Here is a 14,207-nt window from a genome sequence, read left to right on the forward strand (position 1 = left end):
CGCCATCCGCAAATCGGAGCGGGTGGCCATCGCCATGGATTCCCAGGCCGTTGGCGCCCGGCCGCGCCGCACCTATTACCGGGATGTGCATGTGCGCCCCATGGACTGGGCCTTCCTGGCCGGCTGTGTGCTGGCCGCGGCGGTCATCGTCTGGGGAATGGCACAGTTGGGTCTGCTGGAAGGATACGGCGTGGTACCGGAGGCGTAGCTAGAAGATACAGCACTCGCGCCGGCGCTCGATCTGCAGGCCCAGCGCTTCGGCGGCCTGTACCGCGGGGCGCGCCGGGCTGACGATGCGGTTGACGCCGGCATATACCGCCAGCGGATCCAGCCGATCGCGGTATTCGCCGCGCGGCCGCATGCACCCCAGGGAAATCTCCACGTCGGGGAACATCAGCCGGCCCTCCAGGATGATGTCCAGCGCGGTCTCGACCGCCGGCGGCTGTCGGCCCTCGTACGCGGTGCCGGCGGTGGGGATGAGCACCAGGAAGACCAGCGTGTCGAAACGGGGCATATCCCGCAGGATGCGCAGGGCCGGCAGTTCATGGCCGATGGCGCCGCCGCGCAGGCCGATGGTGATATGCGGCACGACGCGGAAGCGCCGGCGCAACGCGACAAAGGTGCGGGCGTAATCCTCCACCGTGCGCTCCAGCCCGTACACCTCGCGGATGGTCTCGTCGTCTCCCACGAAGTCGAAGGACACCGTGTGCACATAGGGCGCGATGGCGTCCATCTCGCTCTCATCAATCAGGCCGACATGCCAGTTCAGCCGGCCGTGCTGTGCCAGCCTGGCGATCTCATCCAAATGAGAGGTCACCGGCACCTTGCCGGCGCGGTCGCTTCCCCCGGAAATCAGATAGCTGGGAGCGTCCGGCGCCTTTTCCAGCGCCTGCTCGATGGGGAGCATGTGCTCGAGATAGCGGGCGTTACAGTGGGCACAGCGTAGGGCGCAGGATGTGCCCGTGAGGCTGACCACGGCGGTGTCTACCGGGTAATCGAAGATGATGCGCCGGCCTGGAAAATGGCGCTGGCGTACTTCCCAGCCCTGTGTGACTTTCTCCCGCAGAGCGGCGGGGATGGCGGCAAAATCCGGTTCGGACTCCATGACTTGGCATTCCTGTACTGGGCGCCTGACAGACTGCGGCGCCAATGATTGAGTAAAATGCAAACATTTATTGTATGGAAGACGGCGTCCGTGTCAAATTGGCGCGGCGCCACGGCTCGCGCCGGCCGGCTTCGCAGTCGTTGCCGTGACCTTTGTTGGACATTGTCTCCGCCGGCATTTGATGGTATAATGGATTTACATTCAGCCGACGGGACAGCCACGCCGCGTGTCCGTGGAGGTTCGTCCATGGCCATCCCATTTATTCAACACAACCGCACCACCCTAAAGGTTCCCATCTACGCCCCTCAGCAGACCGTCTGGGAACTGCTCGCCACCCCTCAGGGCATCCCCCGCTGGTTTGCCCTGGCCTGCGAAGGCACCATCGAGGAAGAGGCCGAGTTTCGTCTGGTATGGAGCCCCAACCCGCGGCCGGAGGATATTTCCGTGCACAAGGTGACCGCCTTCGATCCCCCGCGGCGCTTCGGCTTCACCTGGCCGGCGGTCCAGATCACCTTCGAACTCTCCCGCCAAAACACCGTCACCATTCTGAAGCTCCAATGCACCTACGTGGGCGACTCCACCGCCGTGGCCGAACTGCAGATCGAGGAGCTGGTCGGCTGGACCATGCACCTGCTCACGTTGAAGTCCATCGCCGAGGGAGGTATTGATCTGCGCACACCGGGCCGGACCTTCTCCTGGGACAAGGGATTCATCACCGGCCTGTAGCCCGCCGGCCGGATTGAATGCATGCTCCAAACGCCCCCTGGCCCATGACAGCTCGTAACAACCATCCATCTTTTCATCGGAGGTGAGCGAACGATGCGCGTGCTGATCGTTGGAGGCGCCGGCTATATCGGCAGTGCGACCGCCCAATGCCTGCTGGATGCCGGCCACGAGGTGATGGTCTTCGATTCCCTGGTCAAGGGGCATCGCGCCGCGGTGCCGGCCGGCGCGGGGTTCGTGCAGGGAGACCTGGCGCACGGGGGACAAATTGAGGAAGCCCTGCGGCGCTTTCGGGCGGATGCCGTGATGGACTTCGCCGCCTTTATCGAGGCCGGCGAATCCATGAAGGAGCCGGGGCGTTATTTCCGCAACAACGTCTGCGGCACCCTGAACCTGCTGGAAGCCTGCGTGCGCGCCGGCGTCCCGCGCTTGGTCTTCTCCTCCACGGCCGCCGTGTACGGCATCGCCGAGGAAATTCCCATTCCAGAAGAAGCCCCCTTGCGTCCGGTGAACGTCTACGGGGAATCCAAGCTCATGGTGGAGCGCATGCTGGAATGGTACGGGCGCATCCACGGACTGCGCTATGCGGCCCTGCGCTATTTCAACGCCGCCGGCGGCCGGCCCGACCGCGGTGAGGACCATCATCCCGAGACGCATCTCATCCCGCTGACCCTGCAGGTAGCCCTCGGTCAACGCCCGCACATCGCCATCTTCGGCACGGACTATCCCACTCCGGACGGCACCTGTGTGCGCGATTACATCCATGTGGACGACCTGGCGGCGGCGCACGTGTTGGCCCTGGAAGCGCTCGACCAGCACGAACGGCTGATCTACAACCTGGGGAACGGACAGGGGTTTTCCGTGCGGGAGGTCATTGAGGTCTGCCGGCGCGTCACCGGCCATCCCATCCCAGCGGTGGAAGCGCCGCGCCGGCCGGGGGACCCGCCCGTGCTCATTGCCAGCTCCGCCAAAATCCAGCGCGAGCTGGGCTGGAAACCGCGCTGGCCGGCCCTGGAGGACATCGTCGCCAGCGCCTGGGAATGGCACCGCCGGCACCCCCAGGGCTACGGCGACCGCTGAAAGATACCCTGCACAAGCACCGCGGGCAGGAGCGGCATATTCGCTCCTGCCCGATCCGTTTCGTCCCCTATGACGCCGGCGCCTCAGGGTTCCTCCCGCTCGATGATCACGTAATGCCGCAGAAGGTCAATGCTGGCGATGCGGCCCTCGACGCGCTTTTCCTCGCCGAACAGGTTCACCAGCACCAGCGTTTCCGCATGGGCATCATTGCCGGCCTCGCGCAGGATATGCGCGACATCCTCCATGATCAGGTTCTCGTCCCGCGGTGCATCCAGATAGACCTTTGCCTGGCACATATGGGCGCACAGCCTCCTCATTCTCCACGCAGGATACGTCAAAAAGTATACACCGGGGTGGGATGCTGTCAAATGGCCTCAACCTTCAGCCGCCGCACGGGCCGGCCAAATTTGGCTCCCATGCGACCTCGTGATAGATTGCATGCATCGGAAAGGGGGACCGGACCATGAATCGGCGAACAGCACTATATCCATTGACCTTCCACCCGGAATACCGCCAGTACATGTGGGGTGGGCGCGGCCTGGAGAGGCTGGGCCGCACCCTGCCGCCGGCCGCGACCGTGGCCGAGAGCTGGGAAATCAGCGGCCATCCCGATTCCCCCACGCGGGTGGACGCCGGCCCCCTGGCAGGACAGCCGCTGACCGCAATCATGGAGGCCTATGGCGAGGAGCTGGTGGGCCGGCGCGCCCAAGCCGCCCTCGCCAAAGGCCGCTTCCCCCTGCTCATCAAGCTCCTGGATGCTGCCGAACAGCTCAGCGTGCAGGTGCATCCGCCCGACAGTTATGCGGCGGAGCACGAGGCCGGCGAATGGGGCAAGACGGAGATGTGGTACTTCCTGCACGCGGAGCCGGAGGCCCGCATCATCTACGGCCTTCGGCCAGGGGTGGACCGGGAGCGGTTCCGCCGCGCCCTGGCAGAGGGCCGGCTGGAGGAATGCCTGCACTTTCTGCCGGTGCGGACAGGGGACGCCGTGCTGGTGCCGGCTGGCGCCGTGCATGCCCTGCTGGGCGGGGTGCTGGTGGCGGAGATACAGCAGACCTCCGATATCACGTACCGCGTCTATGACTGGAACCGGCTCGGGCCGCACGGCCTGCCGCGCCCTCTGCACGTGGACAAGGCGCTGGACGTGATAGATTTTGGCTTCACCGCGCGCCGGCCGGCCCAGCCAGTGCCCCTGCCGGCTCCGTCCGGCGCACGCGGCGAACTGCTGGCGCAGTGCCCCTATTTCGCGGTGGAGCGCTGGGCGCTGGACGCCAGCGCGCGCTGGCAGGGCACCTGCGAGGGCGAAACATTGGAGATCTGGGGCATCTTGAGCGGCGCGGCGGCGCTGGAATGGGCCGGCGGCCGGCGGGAGCTTGCCGGCGTGCGGTTCATCCTCCTGCCGGCGAGCCTGGGCGCATATAGCTGGGAAGCGGCCAGCCCCGCGTTGTTCCTGCGGATATACCTCCCGCCGGCAGAGCTTGCCTGATGCGCCGGCGTGTATTATGATGGGGCCATCTGACACGTAGGGCAGGATGATCCCGATGGCCCAGCGAGGGCAAGTTCGCCTGCGCGTCCGGCAGGAGATCCTCCAGCTCCCCCATTTCTCGGTAGCGGAGCTGGTCCAGCGCACCGGCCTGCGCGAAGCCAGCATCCGCACGGAAATCACGCGCCTCAAGCGCCTGGGGTGGATCGAGGCGGAGCCGGAAGAGGGCCGGCCGGCGCGCCGTGGTGCCCCAACCCTCCGCTACCGCCTGGTGCCCGGCGCACGCGCCTGGCTGGCCCAGAGCCTGGCACCCTTCACCCGCCTGGCTGGCCTTCCCTTTCCCCTGGACCCGGCCCTGGTCGCGCCCCGCGTGCGCGTCATCGGGTTGGGTGGAATCGGTGCGCGCGCCTTGACACAGATGCGCCGGCGCTTCCCCCTGCCGGCGGAGCTTATCGCCGCCGGCACCAACGCCCACGAGGTGCTGACCGCCGAAGCCGACCATCACCTGGTGCTGGGCAGTGAATGGACGGAGGGCTATGGGCTGGGGGGCGATGTGTCGTTGGGCCGCCGCATCGCCGCCTCCTGCCATGAAACCCTCGCCGGCGCGGTGGCCGGCGCGGACATGGTCATCCTGCTGGCCGGCCTGGGCGGGGGCACGGGCACCGCGCTGGCCCCGTATCTGGCCGGCCTGGCACGCGACGCCGGCGCCCTGACCATCGGGATCGTGACCCTGCCCTTCAGCTTCGAGGGACAGCGCCGGCGGCTGTCGGCGGAAGAAGGGCTGGCCGGCCTCCGGGAATCGGCCCACTGCATGCTGGCACTCCCCAATGATATGCTCCTGCAGGAGGGCCTGTCCCTCACCGCCGCGCAAAGCCTGCGGCGGATGGAGGAGCGCCTGGCGCGGCTGGCGGCCGGCCTGGCGGCTTCGGCGCTCGGCCATGGGCTGTTCCCCCTGGACCTGGCCAGCCTGCGCGCCGTGCTGGGCACGGCCGGCGCGCCCCAGCTCTTGTTCGCCGAAAGCGCCGGCGCCCGTCGGGCAGAAGAAGTATGTGCGCAGTTACGGAGGGCAGGGGAAAGGAGCGGCCTGCGCCGGCAGTTCGCCCGGGCATTATACCTGGTAGAAGGGCCGGCGGACCTAACCCTGGCGGAGATTCGCGAGATCGCCTCGCATATGGAAGCCATGTTGGCGCCGGCGGCCCCCTTTGTCATTGGAGCCTGGACATCTGCAGACCCGGAAGCGCCGCTGTGGGCGGCCCTGGTGGGGGTGGCGGATGCGCCGGCGCCGCGCCCAGCGGAGGATGCTTCGGCCATCCCCTTTTTCCTGACAGGAGATGCCCTGGAGTAGCGCACATACACCGCCGGCGGCGAAAGTCATGGGCCGGCAGAGCAGCAGGATGAGATGCGGAACCGGACGTGCCGGCTGTACTTTTTCAACACCTGTATCTCCGCTTCTTTGACCCAGTGCTGTAGATGTGTTATAAACATGGAGTGTTTGGAAGCCTGAAGCAGTGTTCGTACCCGTTCGTTCGCTGAGGGGGCTGGCATATGATCATCTCCACGTTCGCGCAGATGGTGGAACAGGCACAAAAGAACGGCCCGGTGCGGGCGGCTGTGGCGGCCGCTGCCCATAAAGAGGTGCTCCAGGCAATGGTCCAGGCCCATCAGATGGGCATTATCGAGGCCACGCTGGTGGGGGATGAGCGGCTCATCTATCAGATCGCCGAGGAGAACGGCCTGAACCTGTCCGGCATCACCGTGCTCAACGAACCGGAACCCAAGCGGGCGGTCTTCGACGTGGTCAGCCTGGCTGCCCAGGCGCGCGCCGACGTCATCGTCAAAGGGAACATCAAGACCGACGAACTGCTGATCGCCGCCCTGCGCCGCGAGGGCGGCATCCGGGAGCGGCGTCTGCTCACCCATGTGGGCATCTTCGAGATCCCCCGCATGGACCGTCTCATTTATATCAGCGACAGCGGCGTGGTGGTGCGCCCGGACATCTACCAGAAGGTGGAGATCATCCAGAACGCCGTGGACGTGGCCCACTGCTTCGGGCTGGAACGCCCCCGGGTTGCCATCCTCTCGGCCACCGAGGACGTGGACCCCAGCCTGCCCGTCTCCATTGAGAGCCTGGCCATCAGCCGTATGGCACGCGACGGATGGGTGGAGGGCGCGGTGGTGGACGGCCCCATGTCCCTCGATGTGGCCATCTCGCCCCATTCGGCGCGCGTCAAGAACGTTTCCGGGCCGGTGGCCGGCCGCGCCGATATCCTCATCGTGCCCGATGTGGTCTCCGGCAACATCATGGCCAAATCCATCCAGTACTTCGGCCAGGGCAAGATGGCAGGCCTGGTCGTCGGGGCGCGCGTGCCCATCCTCATCAGCTCCCGGGCGGACACGGCGGAAACCCGCTTCCTCTCGCTGGCCATGGCGGCCATCATCGTCCACCATCAGCGCCGGCATTCATCCTGATTAAGGGGGCATACAGGGATTGCGCGCGCTCATCACCGGCGGTGCCGGCTTCATCGGCAGTCATCTGGCAGAAGCCCTGCTCGCTCAGGGACACCAGGTTACCATCATAGACGACCTCTCCACCGGCCGCTTCGAGAACATCGCGCACCTGGTCGGTCACCCTTCCTTCCGCTTCGCCATCGAGACCATCACCAACGAGACCGTCATGGACCGGCTGGTGAGCGAGTGCGATGTCATCTTTCATTTGGCGGCGGCAGTGGGGGTGCAGTTGGTGGTCAGCCGGCCCGTGCAGGTCATTGAGACCAATGTGTACGGCTCGGCCATGGTACTGCGCCTGGCCAACCGCTACCGCTGTAAGGTATTGTTGGCCTCGACCTCCGAGGTGTACGGCAAAGGGGTGCAGGTCCCGTTCCGGGAGGACGATGACCGTTTGCTGGGACCGACCACGCGCAGCCGCTGGAGCTACGCCTGCTCTAAGGCCATGGATGAGTTCCTGGCGCTGGCCTACTATAAACAGCACCGCCTGCCCACCGTAATTTTCCGGCTGTTCAACATCATCGGGCCGCGCCAGACGGGGCGCTATGGCATGGTGGTGCCCCGCTTCGTGCGGCAGGCCCTGCGCGGTGAACCCATCACCGTATATGGGGATGGCCGGCAGACGCGCTGTTTCCTCGATGTGCGCGACGCGGTGCGCGCCATCATCGGACTGGCGGAGGCGCCGGCGGCGGTGGGGCAGGTCTTCAACGTCGGGAGCACCGAAGAGATCAGCATCCTGGCGCTGGCCCAGCGGGTCAAGACACTGACCGCAAGCCCATCGAAGATTGTCTTCATCCCGTACGAACAGGCCTACGAAGAGGGGTTTGAGGATTTCCAGCGGCGCGTGCCCGATATTTCCAAGATCGAGCGACTGCTGGGGTACCGTCCGCAGTACAGTCTGGATGACACCCTGCAGAGCGTCATAGACTACTTCCGAGGTCTCGAGCATGACCAAAACGATATTGCTGATCCTGTTTGACGTGCTGGTGTCGGTCGCCGGCCAGCTTACTTTAAAGCGCGGCATGATGGAGGTCGGCAAAATTGACGCGGCCTTCTTCGCCAACCCACTGGCCGGCATCTGGCGCATGTTCACCACCACCCCGCTGGTCCTGCTGGGGCTGGCCATGTACGGCGTGGGCGCCTTCATCTGGCTCATCGTGCTGTCGCGCGCCAACTTGAGCTATGCCTACCCCATGATCGCGCTGACCTACGTGCTGGTGCCGCTGGCGGCCTGGCTGTTCCTGAACGAGCCGGCCATCCCGCCCCTGCGCTGGGCCGGCATGGCGCTCATCATCGTCGGGGTGGCTCTGGTCGCCCAATCCTGACCCCGCTGGGAGGAAAGGTGTGGCCAAACGCCGAACATCCTCCGCTTCCAGGCGCTCCCGCGGGAAGAAACTGCTGGGGCAGTGGCTCCTGGCACTGGTGGTGCTGGTCGGCGTCTTCCTGCTCTTCCAGCTCGGCTCGCAGTTGAGCGCTTCGGACGGCCTGTGGTCCGCGCTGGAGCGCATGTTCAGCGGGGGCGGCCGGCGGATCGGGCTAGTGGCCGGCCACTGGCAGCACGATTCCGGCGCCGTCTGTCCCGATGGGCTGGAAGAGGTGCAGATCAACTACGATGTCGCCCAGCGCACCGCCGTGCTCCTGCGGCGCGCCGGCTATTCCGTGGACCTCCTGGCGGAGTTCGACCCCAAGCTGGAAGGCTACTCCGCGGATGCCTTCCTCTCCATCCATACTGATTCCTGCGTCTACGACCTGAGCGGCTTCAAGATCGCGCGTTTACCGGAGAGCGCCGTCGGTGAGCAGGCCGACCGGCTGGTGGCGGCGCTGTACCGGGAGTATGCGGCCGTCACCGGCCTCCAGCCGCATTACGACACCATCACCTTTGATATGCGCGAGTATCACGCCTTCCGCGAGATATCCCCGAACACGCCCGGCGCCATCATCGAGATCGGCTTCATGGGCGGGGATCGCGAACTGCTGACCCACCGGCCGGACATTATCGCCCGCGGCATCGCCCGCGGCATCATCGCCTTCCTGGAAGAAACCCCGCCGGCTGCCCCTTAATCCCGCCCCAGGGCATAGCGGAAAATAATGGAGTGCACGACCTGCTCCACTGGCGCCTTATCGTCGGTGAAGACCGGGCCGGTGAAGCGCGCCGGCACAATATGAGGAGCGGCCCGCCGCGCCACCTCCTGCAGGACGGGATGGCCGGCCAGCAGGGGCATGTTGGCGGCGAAGTTCTCGACCTGGGCCGGCTGATTGGTCGCCACCACGATGCTGTTGCCCAGGTCATGCCCGTACAGCGGTTCGTGGATGATGAAGACGCTGGGGAACACCGTCAACATAGTGGAGGCCAGGGCGTCCACCAGTCGGGTGTCGGTGGAAGTACGCAGGACGTTGATGGCGGCAACGCCGTCCGGCGTCAGATGCCGGCGCACTTCCTCGAAGAATTCCCGCGTGGTCAAGTGGAAGGGGATGTATGGGGGGCGATAGGCGTCAATAGCGATCACGTCATACTGCCGCTGGCTCTGGGCCAGGAAGCGCCGGCCGTCCTCCGCCACCGCGTTCAGGTTCGGCTCATGCATGGCGAAGTAGCGCCGGCCCACCTCGATGATGGCGGGGTCAATCTCCGCCCCGTCAATGGGGATGGGGCCGTAGACGGCGGTGTAGAGCTTGGGGATGGTGCCGGCGGCCAGGCCGATCATGCACAGGGACCCCACGCGCTCCGGCCCATAGGGCGGCGGGTTGAAATAGGGCACGATGAGGAAATAATCCCAGGTGGCGAAGGTCATCACCTCACGCGGGTCGTACACGGAATGGATGCCCTCCCCCTCGTTCAGCTTCAGTGCAATGACCCCATCCATGTCCAGCACCTGGATGTAGTTATACGCCGACTCGGTCTCAAATATCAGGTGCTCCGTCTCCTTGATAGGGGCACTGCCCTGCCAGAGGGCACAGGCGGTCAGCACGACGGGGAGCAGGAGGTAGAGGAGGGCGCGCCGGCGCTCCGCCAGCACCAGCCCGACCAGCGAGGGGATGAGCAGGACGAAGCTGGTCAGGAAGAACGTGGCGCGGGTGCCGATGTTGGGGATCAGCGCCAGCGCCGGCAGGAAAGTGCCGACGAGACTGCCGACGGTGGAGATGGTGTAGATGCGGCCGCTGGTGCGGCCGGCCCGCTCCACATCCCGCATGGCCAGCCGGATGGCGAACGGCGAGACACAGCCCAGCAGGATGATGGGGACGGAGAAGAGCATCAGCACCGCCAACAGGGAGCCGGCCAGCAAGCCGGCCTGATAACCGGCCATGGCGTGCGCGGCCAGGCGCAGGGCCGGCCGAGCGGCAAAGGGAATGAGGCCCACCCAGAAGGCCGCCAAGGTCGTGAGGCGGTAAAAAACGCGCTCGTGGGGCCAGCGGTCGGCCAGCCGGCCGCCCAGGAAATAGCCGGCGGCCAGGTAGAGCATGATGAGGCCGATGAGGCTGGCCCAGACGATGAGCGAACTGCCGAAGTACGGGTCAAGCAGGCGCGAGCCGGCCATTTCCACCGCCATGGTGGTCATGCCGGCGAGAAAAACCGTCAGCAGGAGCAGGGGCCGTGCGGCCATGATTCCTCCTTGCGGCAGATACCTGGGATGATTATATGGGGTTGCCATCACTCTGACAAGACGCCGGCCCGCCTTGTTGGTCAGCGGCATGGGCGAATCCCGCACAATCATAGTTTTCCGCAAACTTGTCTTCTCCCTGTTTCGACGTTATAATGGCCGCAAAAGGCGAGGTTGATGCAGAACAATGATACTTACCCTTGTCTCTTTCTTCGTCGTCCTGAGCATCATGGTGTTCGTGCATGAGCTGGGACATTTTCTGGCCGCCAAGCGCGCCGGCGTGCGCGTGGAAGAATTCGGCTTCGGATATCCCCCGCGTTTGTTCACCATCGGCCGGCGCGGGGAAACCCTCTACACCATCAACGCCATCCCGTTCGGCGGATTCGTGCGCCTGGCCGGCGAGGATAACCCGAACGTCCCCGACGGCCTGGCCAATCAGCCCAAACGCGTGCGCGCCGCCATCCTGGCCGCCGGCCCCCTCATGAACTTTGTCCTGGCGGTGCTGTGCTTCATCCTGGCCTTCGGCCTGGGCTGGGCCAGCGGCGACGGCATCCGCGTCACCGGCGTGATCGAGAACACCCCGGCGGTTGCCGCAGGCTTTCAGTCCGGCGATGTCATTATCGCCATGGACGGGATCCCCGTCCAAACGACGGCGCAGTTCGTGGACTATGTCGGCGCACGCGCCGGCCAACCCGTGCAGGTCACGGTGCGCCGCAACCACGAGACGGTGGATCTGTATGTGACGCCGGAGTTCAACGCGGAGGCCGGCCGGGCGCAGATCGGCCTCTATCTCGGCCCCAAACTCACCTGGGGCGAGGCCATCCTGGAGGGCCTCATACAGACCGGCCAGGTCATCTATCTGACCCTCTCCGTCCCCATCCTGCTCCTGCGGGGCATCATCCCGCTGGAAGCGGCCCGCCCCATCGGCCCCGTGGGCATCGCCCAGCTTGCCAGCGGCGCCGTCCAGCAGTCCATCGCCATGGACTGGTGGTTCCCCATCCTCCAGCTCATGGGGGTGCTCAGCGCCGCCATCGGCATTACCAACCTCCTGCCCCTGCCGGCGCTGGACGGCGGGCGCATCCTGTTCGTCATCGTTGAGGCGATCCGCGGCAAGCGCATTCCCCCTGAACAAGAGGGGCGCATCCATTTCATCGGCTTTATGCTCCTCATTTCCTTGCTGGTTATCATCACGTACATTGACATCGTGAATCCACTGCCCAGCGTGGACTGGAGCAACATGCTCTGACACGAGCCGGCGGGTGACAATGGTGAGGCTTCGACAATCCACTCCTCCATCCTGCCTCCAGCCGCCATCGCTCCCGTGCAGCGTGCTTCCCAACGCCCCATTATGGAGGAGAATCTCGTATGCGCGACCAACTTGCTGATGCCCTGAAGGCCGGCGCCGGCGCCGATTACGTCGAAATTCGGCTCCAGCGCAGTGAATCCACCCACCTTTCCTACCGCGGGCGCGAGATCGAACAGGTCGGCCGCACCACCGGCCTGGGCGGCGCGGTGCGCGCCCTGGTCAAAGGGGGATGGGGGTTCGTCTCGTTCAACGATTTGGCCGACCTGCGCGCCAGCGTCGAGCTAGCGGTACATCAGGCGCGGCTGGTCGGGCGCGAGGAGACCCGCTTCGCGCCGGCGGAGCCGGTGGTGGATATCGTGCGGCCGGCGCTGGGCAAAGACCCCCGCCTGATCCCCCTCGCCGAGAAAAAACGCCTTCTGGATGAGTACAACGAGGTCATCTGGCGGACATCCGACAAAATCCAGACCTCCATCATCCGCTACCATGATTTGTCCCGCAGCACCTACTTCGCCAATTCCGAGGGGAGCTACATCGAGCAGGAAATGGTGGACATGTCGCTGGTCGTGGTCGCGGTGGCGCGGGACGGAAGCGATGTCCAGCAGGCCTTCCTCAGCCGGGGCAGTGCCGGCGACTTCAGCGCCCTCGAAAACCTGCATCCAGAGGTGGAAGACGTGGCCCGGCGGGCGGTGCGCTTGCTGTCCGCCAAACCCGTCAAGGGCGGCACGTACACCGTCATCATTGACCCACGGCTCGCCGGCGTCTTCATCCATGAGGCCTTCGGACACCTTTCCGAGGCCGATCATGTCTACGAGAACGAGCGTCTGCGGGAGCTGATGCAGTTGGGCCGGCGCTTCGGCCCGCCGGAGCTGAACGTCTTCGACGGCGCCGCCGTCCCCGGCCTGCGCGGCTCCTACCGCTACGATGATGAGGGGGTGCCGGCGCACAAGACCTACCTGATTCGCGAGGGCGTGCTGGTCGGCCGGCTCCATTCCCGCGAGACCGCCGGCAAAATGGGCGAAGCCCCCACCGGCAACGCCCGCGCCATCAACTACCAGTTCCCGCCGCTGGTGCGCATGACCAACACCGCCATCGAGAACGGCACCGTCCCCTTCGAGGACATGCTGTCGGACATCAAACTGGGCATTTACGCCAAAGATGCCTACGGCGGCGAGACCACCATGGAGATGTTCACCTTCTCCGCCGCCCAGGCCTTCATGATCCGCAACGGCCAGATCGCCGAGGAAGTGCGCGGCGTCAACCTGACCGGCAACGTCTTCGAGACCCTGGCTAATATCGAGGCCATCGGGAACGATTTCCGCTGGAACCACAGCGGCGGGGGGTGCGGCAAGGGCGGGCAAAGCCCCTTGCCCGTGGACGAGGGCAGTCCCCACATCCGGGTGCGCAACGTCGTGGTGGGAGGCGAATGACATGGGCATGACACTGCAGGACTTCACGGAGCAGGTGCTGGAGCTGGCCCGGCGCAAAGCGGAACAGGCCGAGGTCTTCTCGGTCGAGAGCGTGGAGACGCCGGTGGCCTTCGAGGCCAATCGGCTGAAACAACTGCGAACACACCGTAGCCGGGGCGTTGCCCTGCGGGTCATCGCCGGCGGCAAGATAGGATTGGCCAGCACCACCCTGCTGGAAAACCCCGAGGACCTGGTGCGCGATGCCCTGGCCGCCGCCCAGTTCGGCGCGCAGGCCGGCTTTGAACTTCCCTCCACCATCGAGGCCTCGCCGCCGGCCGTCTTCGACCCGGCAGTCGAGGCGCTCAGCGTGGATGAGATGGTCGAGATCGGCCAGCGCATGATCGATCGGGCACGCGCCGAAAACGCCGCGCTGCTGTGCGAGGCGCATCTCGATAAAGTGGTCAGCACCGTACGCCTGCATAACAGCCGCGGCGCGGCCGGCAGTTACCGCGGCACCAGCTTCTCCCTCAGCTTCGGCGTGAACCTGATCCGCGGCACCGATATGCTGGACGTCTGGGAATGGCAGACCTCGCGCCGGCTGGACATCCCCCCCGACGCTATGGTGGAGACCGTCCTCCATAAGGTACGGCTGGCGGAACGCACCGCCAAGGTCCCCACCGCACAACTGCCGGTGATCCTCTCGCCGAAGGGCGCCGGCGGCACCCTCATCGAATCCCTGGCCTCCGGCTTCAACGGCAAGATCGTCCTGCAGGGCGCCTCCCCTGTCGGGGACAAGCTGGGCAAAAGGGCCTTTTCCGAAAAGCTCACGCTGTACGATGACGGACTGCTCGACTACGCCGCCGGCAGTGCCCCCTTTGACGACGAGGGCGTGCCCACCCGCCGCACCGCCCTGGTGACCGAAGGGGTGGTGACCGCCTTTATCTATGACCTCTTCACCGCCTACCTGGCCGGCACGCAGTCCACCGGCAACGCCGAGCGATCC

The 14,207-nt window shown here is 65.7% G+C and carries 15 protein-coding genes; 12 read left to right on the plus strand and 3 right to left on the minus strand.

The window, feature by feature from the left end; translation table 11 throughout:
* Window positions 1–208, plus strand: a 208-nt coding sequence (locus H5T60_04240) for an energy-coupling factor transporter transmembrane protein EcfT (GenBank protein MBC7241636.1), incomplete at its 5' end; no start/stop codon positions are given.
* Here the strand turns inward: H5T60_04240 and H5T60_04245 are convergent.
* Complete coding sequence (locus H5T60_04245; protein ID MBC7241637.1) at window positions 209–1,105, minus strand: radical SAM protein; 897 nt, start codon at window positions 1,103–1,105, stop codon at window positions 209–211.
* A 246-nt stretch (window positions 1,106–1,351) separates the two neighbouring features.
* Between H5T60_04245 and H5T60_04250 the strand changes: the two genes are divergently transcribed.
* Entirely contained in the window at window positions 1,352–1,831 is a 480-nt protein-coding gene (locus H5T60_04250) for an SRPBCC domain-containing protein (protein ID MBC7241638.1), read from the plus strand.
* 93 nt (window positions 1,832–1,924) lie between these two features.
* Window positions 1,925–2,908: a UDP-glucose 4-epimerase GalE gene (gene galE / locus H5T60_04255; GenBank protein MBC7241639.1), complete on the plus strand. Its 984-nt coding sequence runs from the start codon at window positions 1,925–1,927 to the stop codon at window positions 2,906–2,908.
* An 83-nt stretch (window positions 2,909–2,991) separates the two neighbouring features.
* Here galE and H5T60_04260 read toward each other — a convergent pair whose 3' ends face one another.
* Window positions 2,992–3,204, minus strand: a complete 213-nt coding sequence (locus tag H5T60_04260; protein ID MBC7241640.1) for a CooT family nickel-binding protein — start codon at window positions 3,202–3,204, stop codon at window positions 2,992–2,994.
* 167 nt (window positions 3,205–3,371) lie between these two features.
* On the opposite strand from H5T60_04260, the gene H5T60_04265 reads away from it, so the two are divergent.
* The 6 genes from H5T60_04265 (at window position 3,372) to H5T60_04290 (ending at window position 8,957) form a co-directional block, all read left to right on the plus strand.
* Entirely contained in the window at window positions 3,372–4,394 is a 1,023-nt protein-coding gene (locus tag H5T60_04265; protein MBC7241641.1) for a class I mannose-6-phosphate isomerase, read from the plus strand.
* A gap of 55 nt (window positions 4,395–4,449) precedes the next feature.
* Window positions 4,450–5,736, plus strand: coding sequence for a hypothetical protein (locus H5T60_04270; GenBank protein ID MBC7241642.1), 1,287 nt, complete (start codon window positions 4,450–4,452; stop codon window positions 5,734–5,736).
* A 200-nt stretch (window positions 5,737–5,936) separates the two neighbouring features.
* Window positions 5,937–6,860, plus strand: coding sequence for a bifunctional enoyl-CoA hydratase/phosphate acetyltransferase (locus H5T60_04275; GenBank protein MBC7241643.1), 924 nt, complete (start codon window positions 5,937–5,939; stop codon window positions 6,858–6,860).
* A gap of 19 nt (window positions 6,861–6,879) precedes the next feature.
* Window positions 6,880–7,875 (plus strand): GDP-mannose 4,6-dehydratase, encoded by a 996-nt coding sequence (locus H5T60_04280; GenBank protein ID MBC7241644.1) that lies wholly within the window; start codon window positions 6,880–6,882, stop codon window positions 7,873–7,875.
* Window positions 7,844–8,221 carry a multidrug resistance protein gene (locus H5T60_04285; GenBank protein MBC7241645.1) on the plus strand — a complete coding sequence of 126 codons (378 nt, stop codon included), beginning with the start codon at window positions 7,844–7,846 and terminating at the stop codon, window positions 8,219–8,221. The genes H5T60_04280 and H5T60_04285 overlap by 32 nt, the downstream gene beginning before the upstream one ends.
* Window positions 8,222–8,240: 19 nt before the next feature.
* Window positions 8,241–8,957: an N-acetylmuramoyl-L-alanine amidase gene (locus tag H5T60_04290; protein MBC7241646.1), complete on the plus strand. Its 717-nt coding sequence runs from the start codon at window positions 8,241–8,243 to the stop codon at window positions 8,955–8,957.
* Here H5T60_04290 and H5T60_04295 read toward each other — a convergent pair.
* Window positions 8,954–10,495 carry a fused MFS/spermidine synthase gene (locus H5T60_04295; protein MBC7241647.1) on the minus strand — a complete coding sequence of 514 codons (1,542 nt, stop codon included), beginning with the start codon at window positions 10,493–10,495 and terminating at the stop codon, window positions 8,954–8,956. The genes H5T60_04290 and H5T60_04295 overlap by 4 nt on opposite strands.
* A 184-nt stretch (window positions 10,496–10,679) precedes the next feature.
* Between H5T60_04295 and H5T60_04300 the strand changes: the two genes are divergently transcribed.
* The 3 genes from H5T60_04300 to H5T60_04310 form a co-directional block, all read left to right on the plus strand.
* Window positions 10,680–11,738 (plus strand): site-2 protease family protein, encoded by a 1,059-nt coding sequence (locus H5T60_04300; protein ID MBC7241648.1) that lies wholly within the window; start codon window positions 10,680–10,682, stop codon window positions 11,736–11,738.
* A 119-nt stretch (window positions 11,739–11,857) separates the two neighbouring features.
* Window positions 11,858–13,225, plus strand: a complete 1,368-nt coding sequence (locus H5T60_04305; GenBank protein ID MBC7241649.1) for a TldD/PmbA family protein — start codon at window positions 11,858–11,860, stop codon at window positions 13,223–13,225.
* Between the two features lies 1 nt (window position 13,226).
* On the plus strand, window positions 13,227–14,207 hold a 981-nt coding region (locus tag H5T60_04310), incomplete at its 3' end, for a TldD/PmbA family protein (protein MBC7241650.1).

This window comes from Anaerolineae bacterium (assembly GCA_014360855.1).
Lineage (GTDB): Bacteria > Chloroflexota > Anaerolineae > JACIWP01 > JACIWP01 > JACIWP01.

What these genes read in the sequence shown, in the direction of transcription:
- H5T60_04245 (MBC7241637.1), bottom strand. Translation starts at nt 1,105, where the DNA reads ATGGAGTCCGAACCGGATTTTGCCGCCATCCCCGCCGCTCTGCGGGAG.
- H5T60_04250 (MBC7241638.1), top strand. Translation starts at nt 1,352, where the DNA reads ATGGCCATCCCATTTATTCAACACAACCGCACCACCCTAAAGGTTCCC.
- galE (MBC7241639.1), top strand. Translation starts at nt 1,925, where the DNA reads ATGCGCGTGCTGATCGTTGGAGGCGCCGGCTATATCGGCAGTGCGACC.
- H5T60_04260 (MBC7241640.1), bottom strand. Translation starts at nt 3,204, where the DNA reads ATGTGCCAGGCAAAGGTCTATCTGGATGCACCGCGGGACGAGAACCTG.
- H5T60_04265 (MBC7241641.1), top strand. Translation starts at nt 3,372, where the DNA reads ATGAATCGGCGAACAGCACTATATCCATTGACCTTCCACCCGGAATAC.
- H5T60_04270 (MBC7241642.1), top strand. Translation starts at nt 4,450, where the DNA reads ATGGCCCAGCGAGGGCAAGTTCGCCTGCGCGTCCGGCAGGAGATCCTC.
- H5T60_04275 (MBC7241643.1), top strand. Translation starts at nt 5,937, where the DNA reads ATGATCATCTCCACGTTCGCGCAGATGGTGGAACAGGCACAAAAGAAC.
- H5T60_04285 (MBC7241645.1), top strand. Translation starts at nt 7,844, where the DNA reads ATGACCAAAACGATATTGCTGATCCTGTTTGACGTGCTGGTGTCGGTC.
- H5T60_04295 (MBC7241647.1), bottom strand. Translation starts at nt 10,495, where the DNA reads ATGGCCGCACGGCCCCTGCTCCTGCTGACGGTTTTTCTCGCCGGCATG.
- H5T60_04300 (MBC7241648.1), top strand. Translation starts at nt 10,680, where the DNA reads ATGATACTTACCCTTGTCTCTTTCTTCGTCGTCCTGAGCATCATGGTG.
- H5T60_04305 (MBC7241649.1), top strand. Translation starts at nt 11,858, where the DNA reads ATGCGCGACCAACTTGCTGATGCCCTGAAGGCCGGCGCCGGCGCCGAT.